General features: G+C 72.3%; 18 protein-coding genes. 7 read left to right on the top strand and 11 right to left on the bottom strand.

The features are described 5' to 3' along the window. Nucleotides 1-28 precede the first annotated feature (28 nt). On the bottom strand, nucleotides 29-1627 hold the full coding sequence (locus tag OG594_RS27690; protein WP_266604243.1) for an MFS transporter: 1599 nt from the start codon (nucleotides 1625-1627) through the stop codon (nucleotides 29-31). Between the two features lie 602 nt (nucleotides 1628-2229). Here OG594_RS27690 and OG594_RS27685 point away from each other — a divergent pair. Then, on the top strand, nucleotides 2230-3993 hold the full coding sequence (locus tag OG594_RS27685) for a biotin carboxylase N-terminal domain-containing protein (protein ID WP_266604241.1): 1764 nt from the start codon (nucleotides 2230-2232) through the stop codon (nucleotides 3991-3993). Between the two features lie 186 nt (nucleotides 3994-4179). On the opposite strand, the gene OG594_RS27680 is transcribed toward OG594_RS27685, so the two are convergent. After that, complete coding sequence (locus OG594_RS27680; protein ID WP_266604239.1) at nucleotides 4180-5130, bottom strand: DeoR/GlpR family DNA-binding transcription regulator; 951 nt, start codon at nucleotides 5128-5130, stop codon at nucleotides 4180-4182. Between the two features lie 175 nt (nucleotides 5131-5305). Continuing rightward, nucleotides 5306-6745: an NAD(P)H-quinone dehydrogenase gene (locus tag OG594_RS27675; protein ID WP_030012229.1), complete on the bottom strand. Its 1440-nt coding sequence runs from the start codon at nucleotides 6743-6745 to the stop codon at nucleotides 5306-5308. 173 nt (nucleotides 6746-6918) lie between these two features. Here OG594_RS27675 and OG594_RS27670 point away from each other — a divergent pair, with 173 nt between their 5' ends. The 3 genes from OG594_RS27670 to OG594_RS27660 all read left to right on the top strand — a co-directional run bounded on the left by OG594_RS27670 (nucleotide 6919) and on the right by OG594_RS27660 (nucleotide 10111). After that, entirely contained in the window at nucleotides 6919-7356 is a 438-nt protein-coding gene (locus OG594_RS27670) for a gamma-glutamylcyclotransferase (RefSeq protein ID WP_266604236.1), read from the top strand. 261 nt (nucleotides 7357-7617) lie between these two features. Beyond that, nucleotides 7618-8424: a purine-nucleoside phosphorylase gene (locus OG594_RS27665; protein WP_150258917.1), complete on the top strand. Its 807-nt coding sequence runs from the start codon at nucleotides 7618-7620 to the stop codon at nucleotides 8422-8424. 28 nt (nucleotides 8425-8452) lie between these two features. Beyond that, a complete protein-coding gene (locus OG594_RS27660) occupies nucleotides 8453-10111 on the top strand; it encodes a phospho-sugar mutase (RefSeq protein ID WP_266604233.1) in 1659 nt (552 codons plus the stop codon). Nucleotides 10112-10648: 537 nt separating this feature from the next. Here OG594_RS27660 and OG594_RS27655 read toward each other — a convergent pair. Genes OG594_RS27655 through afsQ1 form a run of 3 tightly spaced genes read right to left on the bottom strand, consistent with a single transcriptional unit; the run spans nucleotide 10649 to nucleotide 13441 of the window. Further along, nucleotides 10649-11287: a hypothetical protein gene (locus tag OG594_RS27655; protein ID WP_266606597.1), complete on the bottom strand. Its 639-nt coding sequence runs from the start codon at nucleotides 11285-11287 to the stop codon at nucleotides 10649-10651. Next, nucleotides 11280-12710 carry a HAMP domain-containing sensor histidine kinase gene (locus tag OG594_RS27650; protein ID WP_266606596.1) on the bottom strand — a complete coding sequence of 477 codons (1431 nt, stop codon included), beginning with the start codon at nucleotides 12708-12710 and terminating at the stop codon, nucleotides 11280-11282. Before OG594_RS27650 ends, OG594_RS27655 begins: the two co-directional genes overlap by 8 nt. Nucleotides 12711-12763: 53 nt before the next feature. Continuing rightward, nucleotides 12764-13441, bottom strand: coding sequence for a two-component system response regulator AfsQ1 (gene afsQ1 / locus OG594_RS27645; RefSeq protein WP_063754818.1), 678 nt, complete (start codon nucleotides 13439-13441; stop codon nucleotides 12764-12766). A 189-nt stretch (nucleotides 13442-13630) separates the two neighbouring features. Between afsQ1 and OG594_RS27640 the strand changes: the two genes are divergently transcribed. Next, nucleotides 13631-14329, top strand: coding sequence for a SigE family RNA polymerase sigma factor (locus OG594_RS27640; RefSeq protein ID WP_053705143.1), 699 nt, complete (start codon nucleotides 13631-13633; stop codon nucleotides 14327-14329). A gap of 154 nt (nucleotides 14330-14483) precedes the next feature. Here OG594_RS27640 and OG594_RS27635 read toward each other — a convergent pair whose 3' ends face one another. The 4 genes from OG594_RS27635 to OG594_RS27620 are packed head-to-tail and all read right to left on the bottom strand — an operon-like array spanning nucleotide 14484 to nucleotide 19825. Beyond that, nucleotides 14484-15554 (bottom strand): C40 family peptidase, encoded by a 1071-nt coding sequence (locus tag OG594_RS27635; RefSeq protein WP_266604227.1) that lies wholly within the window; start codon nucleotides 15552-15554, stop codon nucleotides 14484-14486. Nucleotides 15555-15595: 41 nt separating this feature from the next. Then, on the bottom strand, nucleotides 15596-16078 hold the full coding sequence (locus OG594_RS27630; protein WP_030009641.1) for a poly-gamma-glutamate biosynthesis protein PgsC/CapC: 483 nt from the start codon (nucleotides 16076-16078) through the stop codon (nucleotides 15596-15598). Further along, entirely contained in the window at nucleotides 16075-17562 is a 1488-nt protein-coding gene (gene pgsB / locus OG594_RS27625; protein ID WP_266604220.1) for a poly-gamma-glutamate synthase PgsB, read from the bottom strand. The genes OG594_RS27630 and pgsB overlap by 4 nt, the downstream gene beginning before the upstream one ends. Nucleotides 17563-17566: 4 nt before the next feature. Beyond that, complete coding sequence (locus OG594_RS27620; RefSeq protein ID WP_266604218.1) at nucleotides 17567-19825, bottom strand: HAMP domain-containing protein; 2259 nt, start codon at nucleotides 19823-19825, stop codon at nucleotides 17567-17569. A gap of 343 nt (nucleotides 19826-20168) precedes the next feature. Between OG594_RS27620 and OG594_RS27615 the strand changes: the two genes are divergently transcribed. Beyond that, nucleotides 20169-21053: a hypothetical protein gene (locus tag OG594_RS27615; RefSeq protein ID WP_266604216.1), complete on the top strand. Its 885-nt coding sequence runs from the start codon at nucleotides 20169-20171 to the stop codon at nucleotides 21051-21053. Between the two features lie 14 nt (nucleotides 21054-21067). On the opposite strand, the gene OG594_RS27610 is transcribed toward OG594_RS27615, so the two are convergent. After that, entirely contained in the window at nucleotides 21068-21769 is a 702-nt protein-coding gene (locus OG594_RS27610) for a uridine kinase (RefSeq protein ID WP_266604214.1), read from the bottom strand. Nucleotides 21770-21820: 51 nt separating this feature from the next. On the opposite strand from OG594_RS27610, the gene OG594_RS27605 reads away from it, so the two are divergent. Beyond that, on the top strand, nucleotides 21821-22168 hold the full coding sequence (locus tag OG594_RS27605; RefSeq protein ID WP_266604212.1) for a hypothetical protein: 348 nt from the start codon (nucleotides 21821-21823) through the stop codon (nucleotides 22166-22168). Nucleotides 22169-22315 lie beyond the last annotated feature (147 nt).

The raw sequence follows: 22315 nt of genomic DNA, 5'->3' as shown, positions 1-22315 counted from the left end.
ACGCCCCGCGCCACGCCGTACGGCGGGACTACGCCGACGACTTCGGCTTCTTCTCCCGCGGCCAGACGGTGTACGACCAGGACCAGATGGTGTCGATCACCCAGATGGTCAGCCAGATCCGACCGACCCAGACCAGCGGTCCGCGCTGGTCGTCGGGCACGCTGCCGTCCGTGATCTGCCAGACGAGCCAGCTGGAGTCCAGGGCCCAGAGGACCAACTGCCCCAGCGCGAACGCGACCGTGTGGAGGTACCAGTCCCGCCGCTCCTTGCGGGCGTGCGCCTTCGGCCCGAGGCCGGCCTCCGCCGCCGGCCGCGCCGCTTCCCGCTCGCTCATGTCCGTGTCCCCGCCCTTGTCCGTGTCCGTGTCGACGTCCGTGCCCGTGTCGACGTCCGTGTCGATGTCCATGTCCTCTCGGTCCGCTCCCCCGTCGCCGGTCCGCGGATCGGACCCCTTCCCCTGCCGCGCCAGGCCCAGGGTGCGGACCGCGTACGGCACCACGAGCGCCCCCAGGACGGAGGTGGCCGCGGCCGCCGCGCAGGCGGCGACCCAGCCGGCCTCCTCGTAGAGCAGGCCCATCACCAGGGGGCCGACCACCACACCGGCCAGGCGGGCGCTCTCGTACAGGCCCATGGCCCGACCGATCCGCCCCCCGGAGGCGGCGGCCACGGTCGCCTGTTCCACCGGGATCTGCGCGGCGAAGCAGGCTGCGGCCACGGTCCACAGGACGGCGATGGCCGGCGGCGCGGAGACCACCGCGAGGCCCGCGGCGAACAGCCCGCTCGCCGCGAACGAGGCGACCATGGTCGGGGTACGGCCCAGCCGGTCGGTGAGGCGGTGCGCGTGCGTCGGCAGCAGGACGAACACCACGAAGCCGGGGGCGAAGACCAGCGCGATCGCGTTCGGCGACAGTCCGAGGTCCCCCTGCAGCCGGAGCAGCAGGAGCATCCACAGCCCCGCCTCGGCCGCGGCCGTCACCGCGGACACCACCATCAGCGGCAGCAGCCGGCGCTCCGCCGCACCCCGTCGTTCCCGGCGCTCGGTCGCGGCGCGGACCCGCTCCTGGCGGGGCCCGCGCAGCAGCGAGCCCGCGGCCACCGCGCAGGCGGCGCTGCCCAGCCAGAACAGCAGTGGATAGCCGCCGCGTTCCAGCAGGGAGAACGCCACCAGGTAGCCGACGAAGGCGCCCTGGCCCTCCGCCGACAGCAACTTGCCGTACGCGGCGGTACCGTCGCCGTCCTGCGCCCGCTGCCCGGTCCAGGCCCGCAGGGCGACCCAGAACAGGGCGCCTCCGGCGCCGCCCAGGCCCGCCGCGACGAAGGCCACCACCAGCGAGTCGGCGAGCGCGTAGCCCGCGAACGACAGGGCGTACAGCCCCGCACCGGCCGCGGCCACCCGCCGCTGGTCGAAGCGGTCGGCCAGCTCCCCGGCCAGCGGGCGCACGAGCAGCGACAGCGCCGCCTCGAAGGCGATCAGCGCGCCGACCACGGAGGCCCCGGCGCTCAGGGTCGAGCCCGCCCACAGCGGCAGCAGGAAGTCGAGCACCTCCGCCGGGGCGCTGGCGAACAGCGCCGCCGACAGGACCCGGCGCCCGGCCGGATCCGTGGGCGCCCGCGTCCCGGCGCTCACGCTTCGGCGGCCGGTGGGCAGCACCCGGCCCCTGCTGCGCCGGATCGGATGGGAGCGGGCCCCGGGACGGAGTCCTCTAACGCCATGTGCTTGGTCCTCGTCTCACCCTCGTCGTTTCCATGCCGTCCGTAAGACGCCGTTCGGCCCGCCCGGGTTGTCAACTCGCCGTTACCGCCGGCGCGCGGTCGCGGGCTCCGCTGTCGTCCATCCGTAGGACACGCCCGGCGCGCTGCCGACCGCCCGGGCCCGTGAGGGCCGCATCGCTGTGGGTACGGTGTTGTCCCTGTTCGCCCTGCGGGACGACCGGGCTACCAATCAGTAAACAAGGGGACAACTCCGCTCACGACCGCAAAGAAACTGTGGGCGTTCGTAGGGACTCGACAAAGAATCACCCGGGGCCGCTGACCGGGGGGACAGAGACCTTGGCTACATGACGGGGTTACTGTGCAGTCGGGGATCCCCCTGACCTGGGGCGCCACAAGGGTTTCCCGGCGGATCGACCCTCGCATCACACTCTGTGTGGGCAAGGTCACCACCGGGGAAGGGTCGAAAGGCCGTGTGGGCTGTCCCTAAACTCAGCTTGTTTCAAGGAGGGAGCCATCGTGCGCAAGGTGCTCATCGCCAACCGTGGCGAAATCGCTGTCCGCGTTGCTCGGGCCTGCCGGGACGCCGGGATCGGGAGCGTAGCCGTCTACGCAGATCCGGACCGGGACGCCCTGCACGTCCGCGCGGCCGACGAAGCTTTCGCGTTGGGCGGTGACACCCCGGCCGCCAGCTACCTGGACATCTCCAAGGTCCTCCAGGCCGCAGCCGACTCCGGTGCGGACGCCATCCATCCCGGATACGGCTTCCTCTCCGAGAACGCCGACTTCGCCCAGGCCGTGATCGACGCCGGCCTGACCTGGATCGGTCCCCCGCCGCAGGCCATCCGTGACCTCGGCGACAAGGTGGCCGCCCGTCACATCGCCCAGCGCGCCGGGGCGCCGCTGGTCGCCGGTACGCCGGACCCGGTCTCCGGATCCGAGGAGGTCGTCGCCTTCGCCAAGGAGCACGGCCTGCCGATCGCCATCAAGGCGGCCTTCGGTGGTGGCGGTCGCGGCCTCAAGGTCGCCCGCACCCTCGAAGAGGTGCCGGAGCTCTACGAATCCGCCGTCCGTGAGGCCGTCGCCGCCTTCGGCCGCGGCGAGTGCTTCGTCGAGCGCTACCTCGACAAGCCGCGCCACGTCGAGACCCAGTGCCTGGCCGACTCGCACGGCAACGTCGTCGTCGTGTCGACCCGTGACTGCTCCCTCCAGCGCCGCCACCAGAAGCTCGTGGAGGAGGCCCCGGCGCCGTTCCTGACCGAGGCTCAGAACGCGGAGCTGTACGCCGCTTCCAAGGCGATCCTGAAGGAAGCCGGCTACGTCGGCGCCGGCACGGTCGAGTTCCTCGTCTCCGCCGACGGCCTGATCTCCTTCCTGGAGGTCAACACCCGCCTCCAGGTCGAGCACCCGGTCACCGAAGAGGTCTCCGGCATCGACCTGGTCCGCGAGATGTTCCGCATCGCCGACGGCGAGGAGCTCGGCTACGGCGACCCGGTCCTGCGCGGTCACTCCATCGAGTTCCGCATCAACGGCGAGGACCCGGGCCGTGGCTTCCTCCCGGCGCCCGGCACGGTGACGAAGTTCGCCGCGCCGTCGGGCCCGGGCGTCCGCCTCGACGCGGGCGTGGAGTCCGGCTCCGTGATCGGCCCGGCCTGGGACTCGCTCCTGGCCAAGCTGATCGTCACCGGTGCCACCCGCGAGCAGGCCCTGCAGCGCGCCGCCCGCGCGCTCGCCGAGTTCGAGGTCGAGGGCATGGCCACGGCCATCCCCTTCCACCGTGCGGTCGTCGCCGACCCGGCGTTCGCCCCCACCGACGGCAGCCCCTTCACCGTCTTCACCCGGTGGATCGAGACCGAGTTCGTCAACGAGATCCCGGCGTTCACGGCTCCGGCCGCGGAGGACACCGAGGACGAGCCGGGCCGCGAGACGGTGGTCGTCGAGGTCGGCGGCAAGCGCCTCGAAGTCTCGCTCCCGTCGTCCCTGGGCATGACCCTGGCCCGCACGGCCGCCGCCGGTGGCGCGAAGCCGAAGCGCCGCGCGGCCAAGAAGTCCGGCCCGGCCGCCTCCGGCGACACCCTCGCCTCCCCGATGCAGGGCACGATCGTCAAGGTCGCGGTCGAGGAGGGCCAGCAGGTCAACGAGGGCGACCTGGTCGTCGTACTCGAGGCCATGAAGATGGAGCAGCCGCTGAACGCGCACCGCTCCGGCACCGTCGTCGGCCTCAGCGCCGAGGTCGGCGGCTCCGTCACCTCGGGCGCCACGATCTGCGAGATCAAGGACTGACGTCCCGCTACGGGGTTCCCGGGGCTTTCCGCCCCGGGGGCCCCGTTTCGCATGTGCGGCGCCGTTCCGGGGGCTCCGCCCCCGCACCCCCCGCACCTCGAACGCCGGCGAGGCTGAATGATCAGCCTCGCCGGCGTGTGAGGGGCGGGGTCCGGGGCGGAGCCCCGGCACACGATCCCGCGGGGGTCAGCGGCGGCGCATGTCGGCCACGCGCGCCCGTTCCGCCTGCGGCTCCAGCATCCCGCCGGCCGCACTGCGGAGCTGGGCCGTGGGGCCGCCCCGCCGCTGGACCGGCAACGGCGACTCGCGACGCGGCCGCCGGCCCTGCATCCCGTCCATACCGCCGGAGGCCACGGCCCCGCCGGCCACGGTGATCTGCACGCCCTGGTCCGCGAGCGCCTGGAGCTCCGTACCCGCCCGGTCGTCGTGCGGCGGCGGCTCGTCCGTCACCAGCCGCGTCATCACGTCGGTGGGCACGGTCTGGAACATGGTGTCGGTACCGAGCTTCGTGTGGTCGGCCAGCACCACCACCTCCGCCGCCGCCTGCACCAGCGCCCGGTCCACGCTGGCGGACAGCATGTTGGACGTGGACAGCCCGCGCTCGGCGGTCAGACCGCTGCCCGACAGGAAGGCCCGCGAGACCCGCAGCCCCTGGAGGGACTGTTCGGCTCCGCTGCCCACGAGGGCGTAGTTGGACCCGCGCAGGGTGCCGCCGGTCATGACCACCTCCACCCGGTTCGCGTGGGCCAGGGCCTGGGCGACGAGCAGCGAGTTGGTGACGACGGTCAGTCCGGGCACGCGGGCGAGCCGGCGGGCCAGCTCCTGGGTCGTGGTGCCCGCGCCGACGACGACGGCCTCGCCCTCTTCGACGAGGGAGGCCGCGACATCGGCAATGGCGGTCTTCTCCGCCGTCGCGAGATGGGACTTTTGTGGAAAGCCGGACTCCCGCGTGAAACCGCCCGGCAAGACCGCACCGCCGTGTCGGCGGTCGAGGAGTCCTTCTGCCTCCAGTGCCCGCACGTCCCGCCGTACGGTCACTTCGGAGGTCTGGACGACGCGGGCGAGCTCCCGGAGCGATACCGCTCCGTTGGCCCGCACCATTTCGAGGATCAATTGGCGACGTTCTGCAGCGAACACGAAACTGACAGTAACGCCAACGACCGTCTGCTTTCAGCTCTTTGCGCCGGAATACCGAAGTTGTCCATAAGGTGGGGCGACTAGTGGTATACGCGGCTCGAGAGTTGCGTGAACATCTCGCCACGAAACCGCGCCCCGCCCCAAACCCCTTACGGCGTGCGGCGGTTAGCGGGACTCACGCCTCGCCCGCGGCCTTCCGCGTGTGCAGCTGGCGGGCCACCTCGGCGATCGAGCCCGAGAGCGAGGGGTACACGGTGAACGCTTTTGCGATCTGCTCGACCGTCAGATTGTTGTCGACGGCGATCGAGATGGGGTGGATCAGCTCGCTCGCACGCGGGGAGACGACCACGCCGCCGACGACGATGCCGGTGCCCGGACGGCAGAACAGCTTCACGAAGCCGTCCCGGATGCCCTGCATCTTGGCGCGCGGGTTGCGCAGCAGCGGGAGCTTCACCACGCGGGCGTCGATCTTGCCGGCGTCCACGTCCGCCTGGGTGTAGCCGACGGTGGCGATCTCGGGGTCGGTGAAGACGTTCGAGGAAACCGTCTTGAGGTTCAGCGGGGCCACCGCGTCACCGAGGAAGTGGTACATCGCGATGCGACCCTGCATCGCCGCGACCGACGCGAGCGCGAAGACGCCCGTGACGTCGCCGGCGGCGTACACGCCGGGCGCGGAGGTGCGCGAGACCTTGTCGGTCCAGATGTGCCCGGAGTCCTTGAGCCGGACCCCGGACTCCTCCAGGTTCATGTTCTTGGTGTTGGGGATGGCGCCGACCGCCATCAGGCAGTGCGTGCCGGTCAGCACGCGGCCGTCGGAGAGGGTGACCTCGACCCGGTCGCCCACCCGCTTGGCGGATTCGGCGCGCGAGCGTCCGACGACGTTCATGCCGCGGCGCCGGAAGACGTCCTCCAGCACGGCGGCGGCGTCCGGGTCCTCGCCGGGCAGCACGCGGTCGCGGGAGGACACGAGGGTCACCCGGGAGCCGAGGGCCTGGTACGCGCCGGCGAACTCGGCGCCGGTCACGCCGGAGCCGACCACGATGAGCTCCTCGGGGAGTTCGTCGAGGTCGTAGACCTGGGTCCAGTTCAGGATCCGCTCGCCGTCGGGCATGGCGTCGGGGATCTCGCGGGGGGTACCGCCGGTCGCGATCAGGACCGCGTCCGCGGTCAGGATCGTCTCGGACCCGTCGGCGGCGGTGACGATGACGTCCCGGGTGCCGTCGATGCCCTGCGGCCCGCCGAGCTTGCCGCGGCCGCGCACCACGCGGGCGCCGGCCCGGGTGACGGAGGCGGTGATGTCGTGCGACTGGGCGAGCGCGAGGCGCTTGACGCGCCGGTTCACCTTGCCGAGGTCCACGCCGACGACGCGCGCGGCCTGCTCGATGTGCGGGGTGTCGTCCGCGACGACGATGCCGAGCTCCTCGTACGAGGAGTCGAAGGTCGTCATCACCTCGGCGGTCGCGATCAAAGTCTTGGAAGGTACGCAGTCGGTCAGGACCGAGGCCCCACCCAGACCGTCGCAGTCGACGACGGTCACCTCCGCGCCGAGCTGGGCCCCCACCAGGGCTGCCTCATACCCGCCGGGTCCGCCGCCGATGATCACGATCCGGGTCACGAAAAGTCCGCCTCACGTCTACCCGGCCGGCTGCCGCCCCGGCCGGTGTTCCGGGGGGTCTCCCCGGGGGATGCATTCCGTGCTCCATTGTCCCGCACGGTTCGAGGTGCTTCGCGCCCGGTCCCTCCATCCGGGCACGCGTGCACCGGCACCCCTCCCGTACTCTCGACTCCATGTCGCTCTACGCCGCGTACGCCGGCAACCTCGACCCGCGGCTGATGACGCGCCGCGCTCCGCATTCGCCGCTGCGCGGCACGGGCTGGATCAACGACTGGCGGCTGACCTTCGGCGGCGAACAGATGGGCTGGGAGGGCGCTCTCGCCACGATCGTCGAAGCCCCGCGCCAGCAGGTCTTCGTCGCGCTGTACGACATCGCGCCGCTGGACGAGGACTCGATGGACCGCTGGGAAGGCGTCGGACTCGACATCTACCGCCGGATGCGGGTGCGCGTGCACACGCTGGACGGCGAGGATGCGGCCTGGGTGTACGTCCTGAACGGCTACGAGGGCGGTCTGCCCTCGGCCCGCTACCTGGGCGAGATCGCGGATGCCGCCGAGTCCGCGGGCGCTCCCCACGACTACGTGATGGAAATCCGCAAGCGCCCCTGCTGACCCCCTGCGGGGCCGCCCAACCGATCCACCCCCACCGCGCCCCGCTTTTCCAGCCCGCCGGCGCCCTGCTTTCCCACCCCCGCCGGCGCCCTGCTTTCCCAGCCCCGCCGGCGTTTGAGGCGCGGGGTCCGGGGCGGAGCCCCGATCCCTCGGCCCCGCCACCCCGCGGGGACGTTTGGGCGGAAACGACAAGGCAACGATCCGAACACCGTGAGCTGTGCCATCTACGCGCGTAGCCAGAAAACGGTTACGCTCGTCCGCGTGAACGCATCTGTTACCGACCCCTTCGCCGCCGCCGACGCCGCAGCCGCTCGCCTGCGTGAGCTGACCGGCGTGGACACCCACGATGTCGCCCTCGTCATGGGCTCCGGATGGGCCCCCGCCGCAGAGGCGCTCGGCGCCCCCGAGGCCGAGTTCCTCGTCACCGAGCTGCCCGGCTTCCCGCCCGCCGCCGTCGAAGGCCACGGCGGCAAGATCCGCTCGTACAAGATCGGCGACAAGCGCGCGCTGGTCTTCCTCGGCCGGACCCACTTCTACGAGGGCCGCGGCGTCGCCGCCGTCGCCCACGGCGTGCGCACCGCCGTCGCCGCAGGCTGCAAGACCGTCGTGCTGACCAACGGCTGCGGCGGTCTGCGCGAGGGCATGAAGCCCGGCCAGCCCGTCCTGATCAGCGACCACCTCAACCTGACGGCCACCTCGCCGATCGTCGGCGCGAACTTCGTCGACCTCACCGACCTGTACTCGCCGCGCCTGCGCGCGATGTGCAAGGAGATCGACGCGAGCCTCGAAGAGGGCGTCTACGTCCAGTTCCCCGGCCCGCACTACGAGACCCCGGCCGAGATCAACATGATCCGCGTCATGGGCGCCGACCTGGTCGGCATGTCCACCGTTCTGGAGGCCATCGCCGCCCGTGAGGCCGGCGCCGAGGTGCTCGGCATCTCCCTGGTCACCAACCTGGCGGCGGGCCTGTCCGGCGAGCCGCTGAACCACGAAGAGGTCCTCCAGGCCGGCCGTGACTCGGCCGCCCGCATGGGCACGCTGCTGACGCAGGTCCTCGCCCGCATCTGATCGACGTACGAGAGCTAAGGCGGAAGCAGTGCAGGAACAGGCACAGGCACAGGACGACCTGATCATCCGGGCGCAGGCCTGGCTGGCCGAGGACCCGGACCCGGAGACGGCCGCGGAACTGTCCGCGCTCATCGAGGCCGGCGACACCGCGGAGCTCGCGGACCGTTTCTCGGGCACCCTGCAGTTCGGCACCGCCGGACTGCGCGGTGAGATCGGCGCCGGCCCGATGCGGATGAACCGCGGCGTGGTCATCCGGGCCGCGGCGGGCCTCGCGGCCTACCTGAAGGCCCAGGGCCACGACGGCGGCCTGGTCGTCGTCGGTTACGACGCCCGCTACAAGTCGGCGGACTTCGCCCGCGACACCGCGGCCGTCATGACCGGTGCCGGGCTGCGCGCGGCCCTCCTGCCCCGCCCGCTGCCGACGCCCGTCCTCGCGTACGCGATAAGGCACCTCGGCGCCGTCGCCGGCGTCGAGGTGACCGCGAGCCACAACCCGCCCCGGGACAACGGCTACAAGGTCTACCTCGGCGACGGCTCGCAGATCGTCTCCCCGGCCGACACCGAGATCGCGGCGCAGATCGCGGCGGTCGAGAAGCTGGCCGACGTACCGCGTCCGGAGTCCGGCTGGCAGGAGCTCGGCGACGAGGTCCTGGAGGCGTACCTGGCGCGCACGGACGCCGTCCTGACCCCCGGCTCCCCCCGGGGCGTGCGGACCGTCTACACGGCGATGCACGGCGTCGGCAAGGACGTCGTCATGGCGGCCTTCGCCCGGCACGGCTTCCCGGAGCCGGTGCTCGTCGCCGAGCAGGCCGAGCCCGACCCGGCCTTCCCGACCGTGGCGTTCCCGAACCCGGAGGAGCCGGGCGCGATGGACCTGGCCTTCGCGAAGGCCGCCGAGGTCCAGCCCGACATCGTGATCGCCAACGACCCGGACGCGGACCGCTGCGCCGTGGCCGTGCCCACCGCGGACGGCTGGCGGATGCTGCGCGGCGACGAGGTCGGCGCGCTGCTGGCGGCCCACCTGGTCCACAAGGGCGCACGCGGCGTCTTCGCCGAGTCCATCGTCTCCTCCAGCCTCCTGGGCCGGATCGCGGAGGCGGCGGGCGTCGGCTACGAGGAGACCCTCACCGGCTTCAAGTGGATCGCCCGCGTCGAGGGCCTGCGCTACGGCTACGAGGAGGCGCTCGGCTACTGCGTGGACCCCGAGGGCGTCCGCGACAAGGACGGCGTCACCGCCGCCCTGCTGGTGGCGGAGCTGGCCTCGGTGCTCAAGGAGCAGGGCCGCACCCTGACCGACCTGCTGGACGACCTGGCGATGGCCCACGGCCTGCACGCCACGGACCAGCTGTCGGTGCGCGTCTCGGACCTGTCGATCATCGCCGACGCGATGGCGGCGCTGCGCGCGCAGCCGCCGGTGTCGCTGGCGGGTCTGCGGGTGGTCTCGGCGGAGGACCTGTCCAAGGGCACGGAGAGCCTCCCGCCCACGGACGGCCTGCGCTACTACCTGGACGGCGCGTACAAGGCCCGGGTCATCGCCCGCCCGTCGGGTACCGAGCCGAAGCTGAAGTGCTACCTGGAGGTCGTGGTCCCCGTGGCCGAGGCCTCCGACCTGGCGGCGGCCCGCGTCCGCGGCCAGGAGGTCCTGGACGCGATCAAGAAGGACCTCTCCGCGGCCATGGGCATCTGATCCCGCCGGCACGTTCCGCGCGCCACGGCCCCGGGGGGCCTCACCGGCTTCGCGCCGCCGTGCCGGACTCCGTCCGTCGGGCACGGGGCCGGGGCTTCGGCCCCCTGCCCGGCCCGGTCCCGCCCCGTCCGGCGGGACCGGGCCCTTTTTCTCCCTTCGGCCCCCTTGAGCTCCGGCTCGGGGGCCGTCGGCGTTCTCGGACGGGCCCGGCCGGCCCGAACGTCGACCGCACCACACAACAACGCGCCGGCCCCCGCAACCAAAGCCGCCGCAGCACCGCGAAACCTCCCCGCGACCAGGGCCCACCACATGCCAGCCGGAAGCCACCGCAACAGCGCAAAGCCTCCCCGCGACCGGGGCCGACCGCACGCCGGTCGGAGGCCGGCCCAGCGACGCGAAGCCGGTGAGGCGCCCCGGCGCCGAGCCGCGCGAGCGGCGCGTCAAGGAGCAGTGCGGCGCGTCAAGGAGGAGTGCGGCGCGCACGCCGGTCGGAGGCCGGCGCCGCGCCCGCCCGAACCGACCGGAACCTGCGGCGCGTCAGGAAGGCGTAGGCGTCGGGCGGACCAGTTCGCCCAGCGTTGGTACCGACTCCGGCCGCGAACGGACCGCCTCCGTGCATTCCCACGCCCGCGGCGGATCCACGTCCGGCCCGCCCAGGATCACCGGGCCCGGGGTCGCCTTCAGGGCCTCGCTGCCCGCGAGCGTGCACACGATCTGCGAGAGCGCCACCGGCGGCAGGTCCTCCGGCCTGCGGCTGAGCCGCACCGTGCCCGCCGGGTCGCCCGCCCTCGGCACTCCCGCCGACAGCCCGACCGGGACCTCGCTCGTGAAGCCGGCGTCCCGCTCCTCCGTGCTCGGCGTCCGCTCCAGCGCTTCCAGCAGCGCCTGCGCGACCAGCGCGAGGGGGTCGCGTACGGGCTTCTTCTCGGGCACCGGAACCACTCGTTCCACGCCCACCAGCTGCGATCCGCACACCAGTTCCACGGTGGCCCGGAAGCCCTGCACCCCGCTCGGCTGCTCCTGCGTGTCGCACGACACCCGCGACGGTGCCGGGCCCACGTCCACCGGCACGGTCGTCGCCCTGATCCCGCACGCCGACGTCGCGAGCAGCGCTACCGCGACGAACGGGACCAGCACCACCGGTACCCCCGGCCGAACCGGCAGCGCCCTACGCATCCTCGTCACCCGCGATCACCTTTCCCACGTCCACCGGCAGCCGCAGCGTGAACAGCGCCCCGCCGCCCGCCACGTTGGCGGCCGTGATGTCGCCGCCGTGGATGTGCGCGTTCTCCATGGCGATCGACAGGCCGAGCCCGCTGCCGTCCGACTTCGGCCGCGACGCGCTCGCCTTGTAGAACCGGTCGAAGACGTGCGGCAGGACCTCCTCGGGGATGCCCGGACCGTTGTCCTGCACCGCGATCACCAGCCACTCCCCCTCCACCGTCACCGACACCCGTACCGGCGAGCCGCCGTGCTTGAGGGCGTTGCCGATCAGGTTGGCGAGGATGACGTCGAGGCGGCGCGGGTCGAGGCGGACCACGATGCCCCGCTCGGCGTCGAGTTCGACCGCGTCGAGCCAGGCCCGGGCGTCGATGCAGGCCGTGACCTGGTCGGCGACGTTCACGTCGTCCAGCACCAGCCTGGCCGTACCCGCGTCGAAGCGGGTGACCTCCATCAGGTTCTCCACCAGGTCGTTGAGGCGGCGCGTCTCGCTGACGACGAGGGCCACGGCCGGCGCGATCATCGGATCGAGGTCGTCGACCTCTTCCTCCAGCACCTCGGCCACCGCCGTCAGCGCGGTCAGCGGCGTCCGCAGCTCGTGCGACATGTCGGCGACGAAGCGCCGGCTCGACTCCTCCCGCGCGCTCATGTCGGCGACCTTCTTCTCCAGCGCTTCGGCCGTCTTGTTGAAGGTGTGCGACAGGTCGGCGAGTTCGTCCGTGCCCGACACGTCGAGGCGGTGGTCCAGCTCGCCCTCGCCGAGCCGCCGCGCCGCGTCCCCGAGCCGTTGCACGGGCTTGAGCACGGTACGGGCCGCGGCCTGTGCCAGCAGGGCGGAGCCGAGCAGCGCGAGACCGGTGGCGATGGTCAGCGACCAGCCGAGCGCGTTCAGGTCGTCCCGCTCCTGCGCCAGGGACTTGGACATGTAGCCGGTGAGCCCGCCACCGACGATCCGCGTCCCGCCGATCAGGTACGGATTGCCGCGCGGCTTCGTCCGCTGCCAGTACACGTGGTACTCGGAGTCGTTCGCGGCGGTGGTCTTCTGCCGGTCGTTGACCGCGTTCTGCAGGGACTTCGGTACGTTGGCCAGCCCGAAGGAGTCGGGCCCCGCCGCGCCGAAGACCTGCCGGTTGTCCTTGCCCACCTGCACCAGCAGCACGCTGTACCCGGGGCTGCTGCCCGCCATCAGTTCGGCGGTGCGCTGCAGCTCCTCGGCGGTGGGGTCGGCGGGCAGCGCGGCGGCACGGTTCTGCATCTCCTGCCGGAAGTCGCCGAGTGCCGCGTCCTGGACGCGGGTGAGGACGGCCTCCCGGTTGAGCCAGTAGGCGATGCCGGAGGCCGAGACCGCGGCCGTGAGCGCGACCAGGGAGAACACCATGAGGAGCCGCAGCCGCAGGCTGGTCCAGCGCCGGCCCGCGAGCAACGCCCGGATCACTGTGGGGAGTCCAGGCGGTAGCCGACGCCCCGGACGGTACGGATCAGGGTGGGCGAGGACGGCACGTCCTCGACCTTGGCGCGCAGCCGCTGTACGCAGGCGTCGACGAGCCGCGAGTCACCGAGGTAGTCGTGCTCCCAGACCAGCCTCAGCAGCTGCTGGCGCGAGAGCGCCTGCCCGGGCCGGCGGCTCAGTTCGAGCAGCAGCCGCAGCTCGGTCGGCGTGAGCTGGAGGTCCTCGCCGTTCTTCGTCACGGTCATGGCGGCCCGGTCGATGACCAGGGAGCCGAAGCTCGCCGAATCGCTCGACTCGCGCTCGCCGCGGCGCAGTACGGCCCGGATCCGGGCGTCGAGGACCCGGCCCTGGACGGGCTTGACCACGTAGTCGTCGGCTCCGGACTCCAAGCCGACGACCACGTCGATGTCATCGCTGCGCGCGGTGAGCAGGATGATCGGCAGCTGGTCGGTGCGGCGGATCCGCCGGCACACCTCGAAGCCGTCGATCCCGGGCAGCATCACGTCCAGCACGATCAGATCCGGCCGCTGCTCGCGCAGCAGTTTCAGGCCGTCCTCGCCCGTCGCCGCAGTGGCCACACGGTGGCCCTGGCGAGACAGGGAGAGTTCGAGGGCCGTGCGGATGGCGTCGTCGTCCTCGATCAGCAACAGGAAAGGCACGGGCTCATTCTGTCCCATCGGCCGTCGGGAGTTCGACCGTCGTGCGACGTGATCCTGTCGGGGTCCTGTCAGAAGTCGCTGTGACACGGCTGTGACAGTCGACGGACACCGCGGTTAAGTCGGCCGGGCAATCTTTTCATCAACGCACGACGGACCGAAGCAGAGACACTCCACGACGGGGGGCGCGAGATGAACACGCTGCACAGCACCACGACCAGCGCGGTCGTCACGCGGCTGCACGATGTGAACCGCCGGGCGGGTGTCCGTACGGTGGCGGTCGCCCGTCCCCGGCCGGCCCACGTCGTAGCCATTGACGCGAACCAGTACCAGGCGGTTCCCGCCGCCGAGCAGACTCCTTCCTCCACCTCGGAGGCGGAGTTCACGGCGTACGTCCAGGAGCGGCGCGCCGCCCTGTACGCGACGGCCTTCCACCTCACCGGCGACCGGTACGAGGCCGAGGACCTGCTGCAGAGCGCACTGTTCTCCACCTACCGCGCCTGGGACCGGATCAGCGACAAGGCGGCCGTCGGCGGGTACCTGCGCCGCACGATGACGAACCTGCACATCAGTGCGTGGCGTCGGCGGAAGCTGAACGAGTACCCGACGGAGGAGCTGCCGGAGACGGCCTCCGACACGGACGCGATGCGCGGTACGGAGCTGCGCGCGGTGCTGTGGCAGGCCCTGACCCGGATCCCGGAGCCGCAGCGCACGATGCTGGTGCTCCGCTACTACGAGGGCCGCACGGACCCGGAGATCGCGGAGATCCTCGGCATCAGCGTCGGCACGGTGAAGTCGAGCATCTGGCGCTCGCTGCGCCGCCTGCGGGAGGACGAGGCGCTCAGCTTCGGCCGTGACGAGGCGGAGTCCTTCGAGGAGCTCGTCGCGTAACGCGGCACACACAAAAGCCATCGGGCCGGGGGGCCCGTCCTACGGGGGTGGGACGGGGGTCGCGGGGGGAAAAGGCGGGATCAAGCGGACGGGGGTCCGCTTGATCCCGCCTTTTCGCATGTCCGTGCGCGCGCGGGCCGCACGGACGGCCGGGTCACAGGCGCTTGGCGCTGCGCAGGGCGGCGGCGTAGTAGCCGTTGCCGTCGAGGCGGGAGGCGCCGCCCTTGTCGCCGATGGTGGGGCCGTTGGCCTCTTCACGGCTCGATATGAAGATCTTGTGCCCCTCGCTGTCGTTGCCGAGGTACATGCCGGTGTGGTCCAGACGGTCGCCGGTGCGCGCGTCGAGCTTGAAGAACACCAGGTCGCCCGGCTGGAGGACGTCGACGGAGGCCGGCCGGTCCTGCGGGCCGACGCCCCCCAGCGCCAGGATGTCCACGCCGGTCTTCGAGCGGGCCATTCCGTTGGCGGTGCGCGGCAGTCCGTTGCCGCCGGTGTCGGAGGCCATGAGGGGGAAGCGGCCGCGGTAGCCGAAGACCGTGCGGATGAAGCCGGAGCAGTCCAGGGCCCGGTGCTTGGCCTTCTCCGGCGCTTCCGTGGTGCCGTTGCGGAAGGTGTACGGGATGCCGAGGTAGTCGTAGAAGTCCGACTGCTCCAGGCGCAGGTCGTTGCCCTCGGAGCCCTTCGGGTTGAGCGGCCCGAAGGCCGCGTCGCCCGCGTACTGGACGCCGGCCGCGTCCTTCTTGACCGGCGCCTGGTCCCCGTACTGGAAGGCGAAGGCGAACAGGTCGTCCTCCTCGCTCCCGTAGTACTTCTTGAACCAGTCCTGGAACCACTGCTCGCGCTCCGCGCCGCTGCGCCAGCTCTCCGGCAGCAGGCGGACCCAGTTGTCGGTGACGACGCGGGTCTTGGTGGTGGCCGGCTCGGTGAAGGTGCGGCTCTTGCCGGTGAGGGACGCGGTGCGCGCGCCGTCCGTGAAGGTGGCGAGGACGGCGCCGTCGGCGCCCCGCAGGACCGAGCGCTCCGGGTTCTTCAGCCGCTCCCACTTCTGGGCGCCCTGCTGGGCGCCGGCCTGCTGCGCCTGGTCGGTGACGCGCAGCACGGCGGGGGCCTTGGACTGCTCCTCCTTGCGCAGCTCGTAGGTGAAGTACGCGCTGCCGGCCAGCAGGATCCCCACGACGGCGGCGTGCAGGACGGGGTGGGTGCGGCGGGCGGGCTTGGCGGTCATCGGTGCGCTCCGGGCGGTGCGGGTGGTCGGGCTGGCGTCGGTCAGGCGTGCGGCATGAAGCCGAGCAGGATGCCCGAGGTCAGGACGACGTACGTCATGAGGGTCGCGGAGCCGGTGGCGAGCAGCGTGGCGCCCTTGGGCTGGCGGACGAGCTGATAGGCGATCAGTCCGGGGACGATGAAGCCGAGGGTCTGGTTCGCGTACAGCAGGGGGAACTTCATCTGGAGCACGATCACGACCGTGGCCTGGAGGAGCACTCCGATGAGGACGACGGCCGCGAACAGGCGCTTGCCGTAGAGGATGACGAACTTCTGGGTGACGAGGGTGAGCGCGTACGTCAGGGCGGTGATGCCGACGACGAGCGCGGCGCGCTGCAGGTCCTCGATGAGGGTGAGCGCGAGCCAGCCGGGGGTGATCATGCCGCCGGGCGAGAGGTTCGTCGTCAGGTAGCACAGCAGGGAGAACAGCAGGCCCAGCGCGATGCCGATCGCGGCGATCTCGGGGGTGAGGACTGCGGGGATCAACGGGGGTCTCCTGGGCTCTGCCACTGCGGGTTCGGGTGGGGCTCGTACGGGCGGGGCGGCCAGGGCTCCCCGTACTGCGGCTGCGGGTGGGGGCCCTGGTGCCACTGCCCGTCCGGCTGCGGCGGGTGGACGTACTGCCGCGGCACGGGGGGCTGCGCGAACCGGGCTTCCTGGGCGGCGCTGAGGTCGGCGTACGGGTCGAGGTGCGGTACGTACAGCGGCGCCACGGGGGCTTCCCGCCGGGGTACGGGGGGCTCGCGGTCCGGGGCCGTCGCGGGCGGCTCCTCCCGGTCGGGCTCGTCCTCGAAGCCGGGGAGCTCCGCCAGGTGTTCCAGGAGGATCTCGCCCTGGCCGTGGATGTTGCCGATGGCGACCAGGGAGGAGCTCTCGCCCAAGTGGCCGAGCAGCTCGTTCATGAACTCCTCGCCGTCGCGCTGGTCGCCGCCGAGGTCGACGGCGCGCCCGCGCCACTCGGCGGGGATGGCGTCGATGGCGCTCTTGGCCGGGTGCCCGATCACGAAGACCTTGTCGGGCATCAGGTCCGGGACGATCGCGCCCATCTGGCCGTTGCGCTCGACGCGGTCCGGGCGGCAGTTGATCACGACGTTGAGGGGGCGGTCGACGGCGCCGAGGTCGAGGAGCTGGTTGATGTTCATCAGCGTCGATTCGGGGTCGTTCGCGGCGAAGACGTTGGCGAAGCGCACCCGCTTGCCGCCGGGGGCCACGTACCGCTCGACGGAGAGCACGCCGGGGTCCGGCGGGGCGTCGTACATCCCCTGGAGGGCGGTCTCGCGGTCGACGCCGAGGAGCTCGGCGACGGTGAGCGCGATGGCGACGTTCTCCTTGAAGGTGAACCAGCTGAAGCCGCGCAGCTCGTCGTCGCTGACCGTGTCGGGGTCGGCGTAGACGAGCGTGCAGTTGCGCGCGTCGGCCTCCTCCTGGAGCACGTGGAAGCGCTCCTTCTCGGCGGTGACGCAGATCCCGCCGTGCGGCATCGAGCGCGACAGGGAGCGTGCGATGTCGTCGAGGGTGGGTCCCATCTCGGCGACGTGGTCCTCGCGGACGTTGCACAGGACGCCGATGGTCGACTGGATCAGCTTCGACTGGTTGATCTCCTGGAGTGCGGGCATGACCGCCATGCACTCCATGACCAGTGCGTGCGGCCGGTAGGCGGCGGCGCGCCGGACGATGCCGATCTGTTCGACGACGTTGGCGATGCCGAACTTCCGGTAGACGGGCTCCTCGGTGGCGTCCGGGTGGATGAAGCGGGCCGCGGTGCCGGTGGTCTTGGCGACCGTCAGCAGGCCGCCGCCGCGCAGGGCTCCCGCGCACAGCCGGGTGATGGAGCTCTTGCCGCGGATGCCGTTGACCAGCACCCGGTTCGGTATCTGGGCGAGGTTGGCGTAGTGCCGGCGCTGCTCGACGACGCCCGCGACGAGCATGACCAGGCAGCAGAAGAGCAGCACGCAGTAGAGGAAGAGCACGGGATCAGTTCCTTCCGGCCGGGGTGGCACGGCCCGGCGTCCGGCCGGTGGTGCCGCCGGCGGCGTCCCGCTTGCGCTGCTCCAGCAGCTGTAGGCGGATAACTTCGAGGCTGCGGGTGACGGCGCCGACCTCGTCGTGGTGGGTCGGGTAGACGACGGTGCGGCGGTCGCCGTCGGCCATGGCCTCCGCGCGCCGGGCGAGGTCGCGCAGCGGACGCACCACGATGATGTGGATCCAGCCGAGGCAGGCCACGGCGCCCGTGAGGCCGAGCAGTCCGGCCAGGACGGTGCGGTTCTGGGTGGTGTACGCGGGGATCTCCAGGCCCTTGGCCGGCTGCCAGGTGACGACGGTCCAGTTCAGGGGCTGGGCCACGCCGCCGCCGGTCATCGGCGCCGCGGCGGCGATGACGACGCCGCCGTCGCGGAGCAGTGCGCTCTTGGCGCGCGGTCCCTTGTCCGACTTCTCGTCGGCGGCGCTCTTGCCGTCCGCGCCGCTCTTGTCGTTGGCGGAGCTCACGAGGGCGTCGAGCTTGGCATCGGAGAGCGACGTGAAGGCCCGGTAGCCGTTGTTGCCGCCGATCACCCGGCGCTCCGCGTCCACGACGCGGACCTCGCCCAGGCCGGGCCGCTTGAGCAGGGCGTTGAGGAAGTCGATGCGCAGCTCGCCGACCACGGCGGCGCCGGCCAGGCCGGGAGCCTCGGCGTACTCGGTGATGACCGGCCGGTTGCCGCTGTCGACGAGGGTGACGGGCTGCTTCGAGGGGCCCTTGCCGGCGGGGTGGTGGGGCGTGCCGCCGGCGCGGGCCAGGACGGTGCCGGCGGCATTCAGGACGTAGAGGGATTCGTAGCGTCCATGCTGGGTCCGGGTACGTTCCAGCAGTTTGGTCAGCTCGGCCGGGGTGGTCCCGTCGCTGATGACGGAGGCGACGGAGGTGAGGTCGGCGTGTCCTTCGTTGAGGGCGCGGCGTACCCGGTCGGCCAGGGTGTCGGTGCGTTCGCGCTGGTCCTCAACGATCGTCTTGGGTACGGCGACGGAGGCGCCCGCGCGGTTGAGCGTCAGCAGGAGCGGCGCCGACCACACCAGGAGCAGGATCCCGCACACCGCGAGGAGGGCGCGGGTCCCGATCCGGGCGCGGCGGCCCCGGCGGGGGCCCTCGGTTTCCGCTACGGGCTCGCCGCGGAGCTGCCGGCGCAGCCGGTCGAGGGCGGCGCCGATGCGGGCGGCCTCGCCGTACTTCGGCACGGTGACCGGCCGGTGCAGGTCGCCGCGGCCGATCCGGCGGCTCTCCAGGAACAGCCGGAGCAGCGGGCGCTGCACGGTGGTCACGAGCAGGGCCACGGCCAGTGCTCCGAGCACCAGGAGGGCGGCGGACGCGGCGATCCAGAAGAAGGAGTCGACGGCGGCGGAGCGTTCCTCGGCGACGGAGACGAAGGAGACGACGGTGAGGCCGAGGGCGGTCGCGTCGGTGCCCACGCCGGGCTGCGAGCCGGTGAGCTTCGCGTAGCCGGCCACGGAGCGGTGACCGTCCTTGGAGTCCCCGAGCAGGCTGCCGCTGACGCCCGCGAAGCCGCCGGAGCCGGGCTCCTTGGCCTGGAGGGGGTGCTGCCCGGCCTTCTGGGCGACGGTCTTCGCGAACTTCCCGAGCTGCTTCTTCTCCTGCGCGGAACCACCGATGCCGTCGCTGCCGAGGACCTGGCCAAAGGAGTCGAGGACGGCGATGGCGCGGGACCGGCCCAGGCTGATGCCCGGGACCTTCAGGCTGCTGGAGGCGACCAGGAGCTGCTGGGGGCGGTCGGGCCAGGACAGCAGGGCGAGGGTGAGCAGGCGGGTCTCGCCGTTCTCCAGCCGGACCATGCGGGGGGCGAGGCCGGACTCCCCGTCGAGCGCGGTCAGGTCGAGGGCGGTCAGCGGGAGGTTCTCGCCGCGCTGCGCCTCCAGACGGCCCGACTTGATCTCGATCACGGCCGTGCCGCGCCACTTCTGGTAGACGCTGCCGAGCTTGTCGAGCACGGAGTCGGGCGAGACCGGTTCGCCGGAGCTGAACAGGGAGGCGGTCCTGCCGATGTCCGTGATGCTCTCGTCCAGGGAGGCGCGCAGGGCGATGGCGCCGTCCTCGGCGAAGTACTGCTGGGAGGTGAGGACGGCCGGCGGTACGGGCTCCCGGCCCACGTGTCCGAGTTGGAACGCGGTGAGGGCGGCGAGGGCCAGCAGCAGGGCGGACAGGGCTGCGATGGGCGGACGGATGCCGCCCAGCAGCGACATGTCAGCCCGATGGCGGGTCCGGTGCCGCCTCGATCGCGACGCGGCCAACGCGGGCTCCTCTTCGTTCTGTCCTGGAGCCGGTGCGGCCTAGGGAGTGTGATGATCTGGGCTTGCGGGGCGCGCGGGGACTGCCGCGCGGGCCTCGGTGCGTCCGGTCAGCGTGAGCCGGTCCGTCGGCGGGGCTCGGTGGCGGGCGATCCGGAACGAAGAGCGGAGGGGCGGGAAGCGGAGCTCATCACTCCGTTATTTTCGTATGACTATGAGCGCTCCACTGACCAAGCGGGTAACGATTGCGGTTCTGTGCGGCGCTTTCATTGCCCTTTGTGCCGGTTTGACGCTTTGGGTGGCGAGTTCAGGAAGCGCACCGCCGACCCGCCCGACCGGCCCCGCTCCACAGCGCACCGCCGACATCGACCTGGAACAGCGGATCGCCCGCTTCACCGCCGGCTTCAGCGAGCGCGGGGGCTACCGCACCCCCACGGACCAGGAACGACTCGCGTTCACCAGGGCGTTCGCCCGCCTGCTCGACGGCGATCCGGAAGCGGCCCGGACCGGCCTGTCCGAGATCGACTTCACCCTCCGCACCGTCACGGACGCCGCCAGCGGACGCCGGTACGCCGAGGTGGCGGACGGGGTGAGTGAATCGGGCCACACCAGCCGCGGCTGGGGCCGGGTGTACGTCGATCTCGACCTGCCCGCACGCTGGTCGGTCCAGGTCCCCCACCCCGTCGCCGACACCCGCACCGAGCTCCTGGGCGCGCGGGTGCTGCGCGGCGCACCCGGCGGGGTGCTGGTGCTCGCGGGCGCCCACCGCGATGCGGGCGAGGACGGGGCGGCGGACGTGGCGCACCGTGACGACTCGGTCTTCCACGGCGTGGTGGAGGAGCTGGCACGGCGGAACCTACCGGGGGTCCAGCTGCACGGGTTCGCCGACGAGTCGTTCCGCGGGCGCGACGCGGTGGTCTCCACGGGCGCCGGCGACAGCGCCGCCGCGGACGCGGAACGGCTGACCGCCGCGCTGCGGAGCGACGGCCTGGAGGTCTGCACGGCGTACTCCGCGCGCTGCAAGCTCGCCGGCCGGGAGAACGAACAGGGCCGGACCGCCGCCGACCGGCAGTCCCGCTTCCTGCACGTCGAACTGAACAAGACGCTGCGCGGCGACGACCGCGGCCTCGACCGGGCCGCCGCCGCGATCACCACCCTGACGGACCGCTGGTCCCGCCGCTGAGGGGTTCCCGGCGGCTACGCCGGGGTCGCCGTGCGGTGCCGGCCCGCCGCGGCCGCCGCCAGGCGGCCGAGAGCCTCGTCGCCGGCGCAGGCGTGCGCGCCCAGGGCGACGTGGCGGGCCACGATGCCGCGTTCGGCGCGCATCAACCGCAGGCCCCTGCGCAGCAGGAACGGCACCGACTTGCGGCCTTCCCGCAGGTCGCGGACCAGCCGGCGGCGGAAGGTCGTCGAGGGGCGCCCCCGCAGGCAGATGGCGTCCGCGAGGAGGCCGAGCTGCTGGCAGCGGGCGACCACGTCGGCGGCGAAGATGCCCTCCGCGATGAACAGCGGGGTGCGGGCGATGTCGAGGCTCTCGGTGCCCGTGCGAGAGCTCGTCGCGATGTCGTAGACGGGAACGTCGGTCCGCCCCGCCGCGCACAGTTCGGCGATCGCGGCGACCGCCGCGTCCGCGTCCCAGGACAGCGGGGAGTCCCAGTCGATGTCGGAACTGCCCTCCACCAGCGGAAGGGTGGGGTCGTCGGCTTCCTTGTAGAAGTCGTCGAGGCGCAGCACGGGCAGCCCCGAGCGGGCGGCCAGCGAGGATTTTCCGGAGCCCGACGGACCGGTCAGCAGGACGACGCGGGTCGGTGCAGTAGAGGGGGAGCTCACGGGACACCAGTCTGAACCATTCCCCCGGGTAGGGGATCCTCCCGGTGACCGGTTGGTGTCCAGGAACACACCTCAACTACGCTGCGTGCGCACGCGACCACGACCTCAGGCGGGATCTCCATGGCACGTCACGCAGCCCCTTCCCTTCCGAACCGGCTCCGCACCGCCGGACTGACCGTCTCGATGGCCGGCGCGGCCCTGGCGATGGCGGCGGGCGGCGCCCACGCCGGCGAGCTCGACCTTCCGGCCGCCGTGGCCGGGGTCACCGACCCGATCGCGAACCTCAAGGTGAACCCGCTCGCCCACACCGGCGTGGACCCGCTGGACAACGGCGTCGCCACCAAGGTCGCGGACTTCCCCGCGGTGGGCACCACGGCGGTCACGGGGATCCTCACCCAGGGCCCGTCGGTGGGTGAACTCCCCGAGGCGGCGGTCTCGTCCCTCCTGGGCCCGCTGGCCCCCCGCTGACCCCCTGGCCCCCTGCCCCCGGCGAGTGAGCCGAAGGCGGCGCGTCGGCGAAGGCGGGCGAGCGCCCGGAGGAACCGCGAGGCACGAGCGGTTTCGAGGACGCACGCACGCCTGGAGCCGACAACAGCGCCGCCGGAGGCGAACCGA

It is taken from the genome of Streptomyces sp. NBC_01214, assembly GCF_026340975.1.
In the GTDB taxonomy this organism is placed as follows: Bacteria; Actinomycetota; Actinomycetes; order Streptomycetales; family Streptomycetaceae; genus Streptomyces.
Note: the sequence above shows the minus strand (reverse complement) of the source record. Positions and strands in the feature narration are given on the sequence as shown.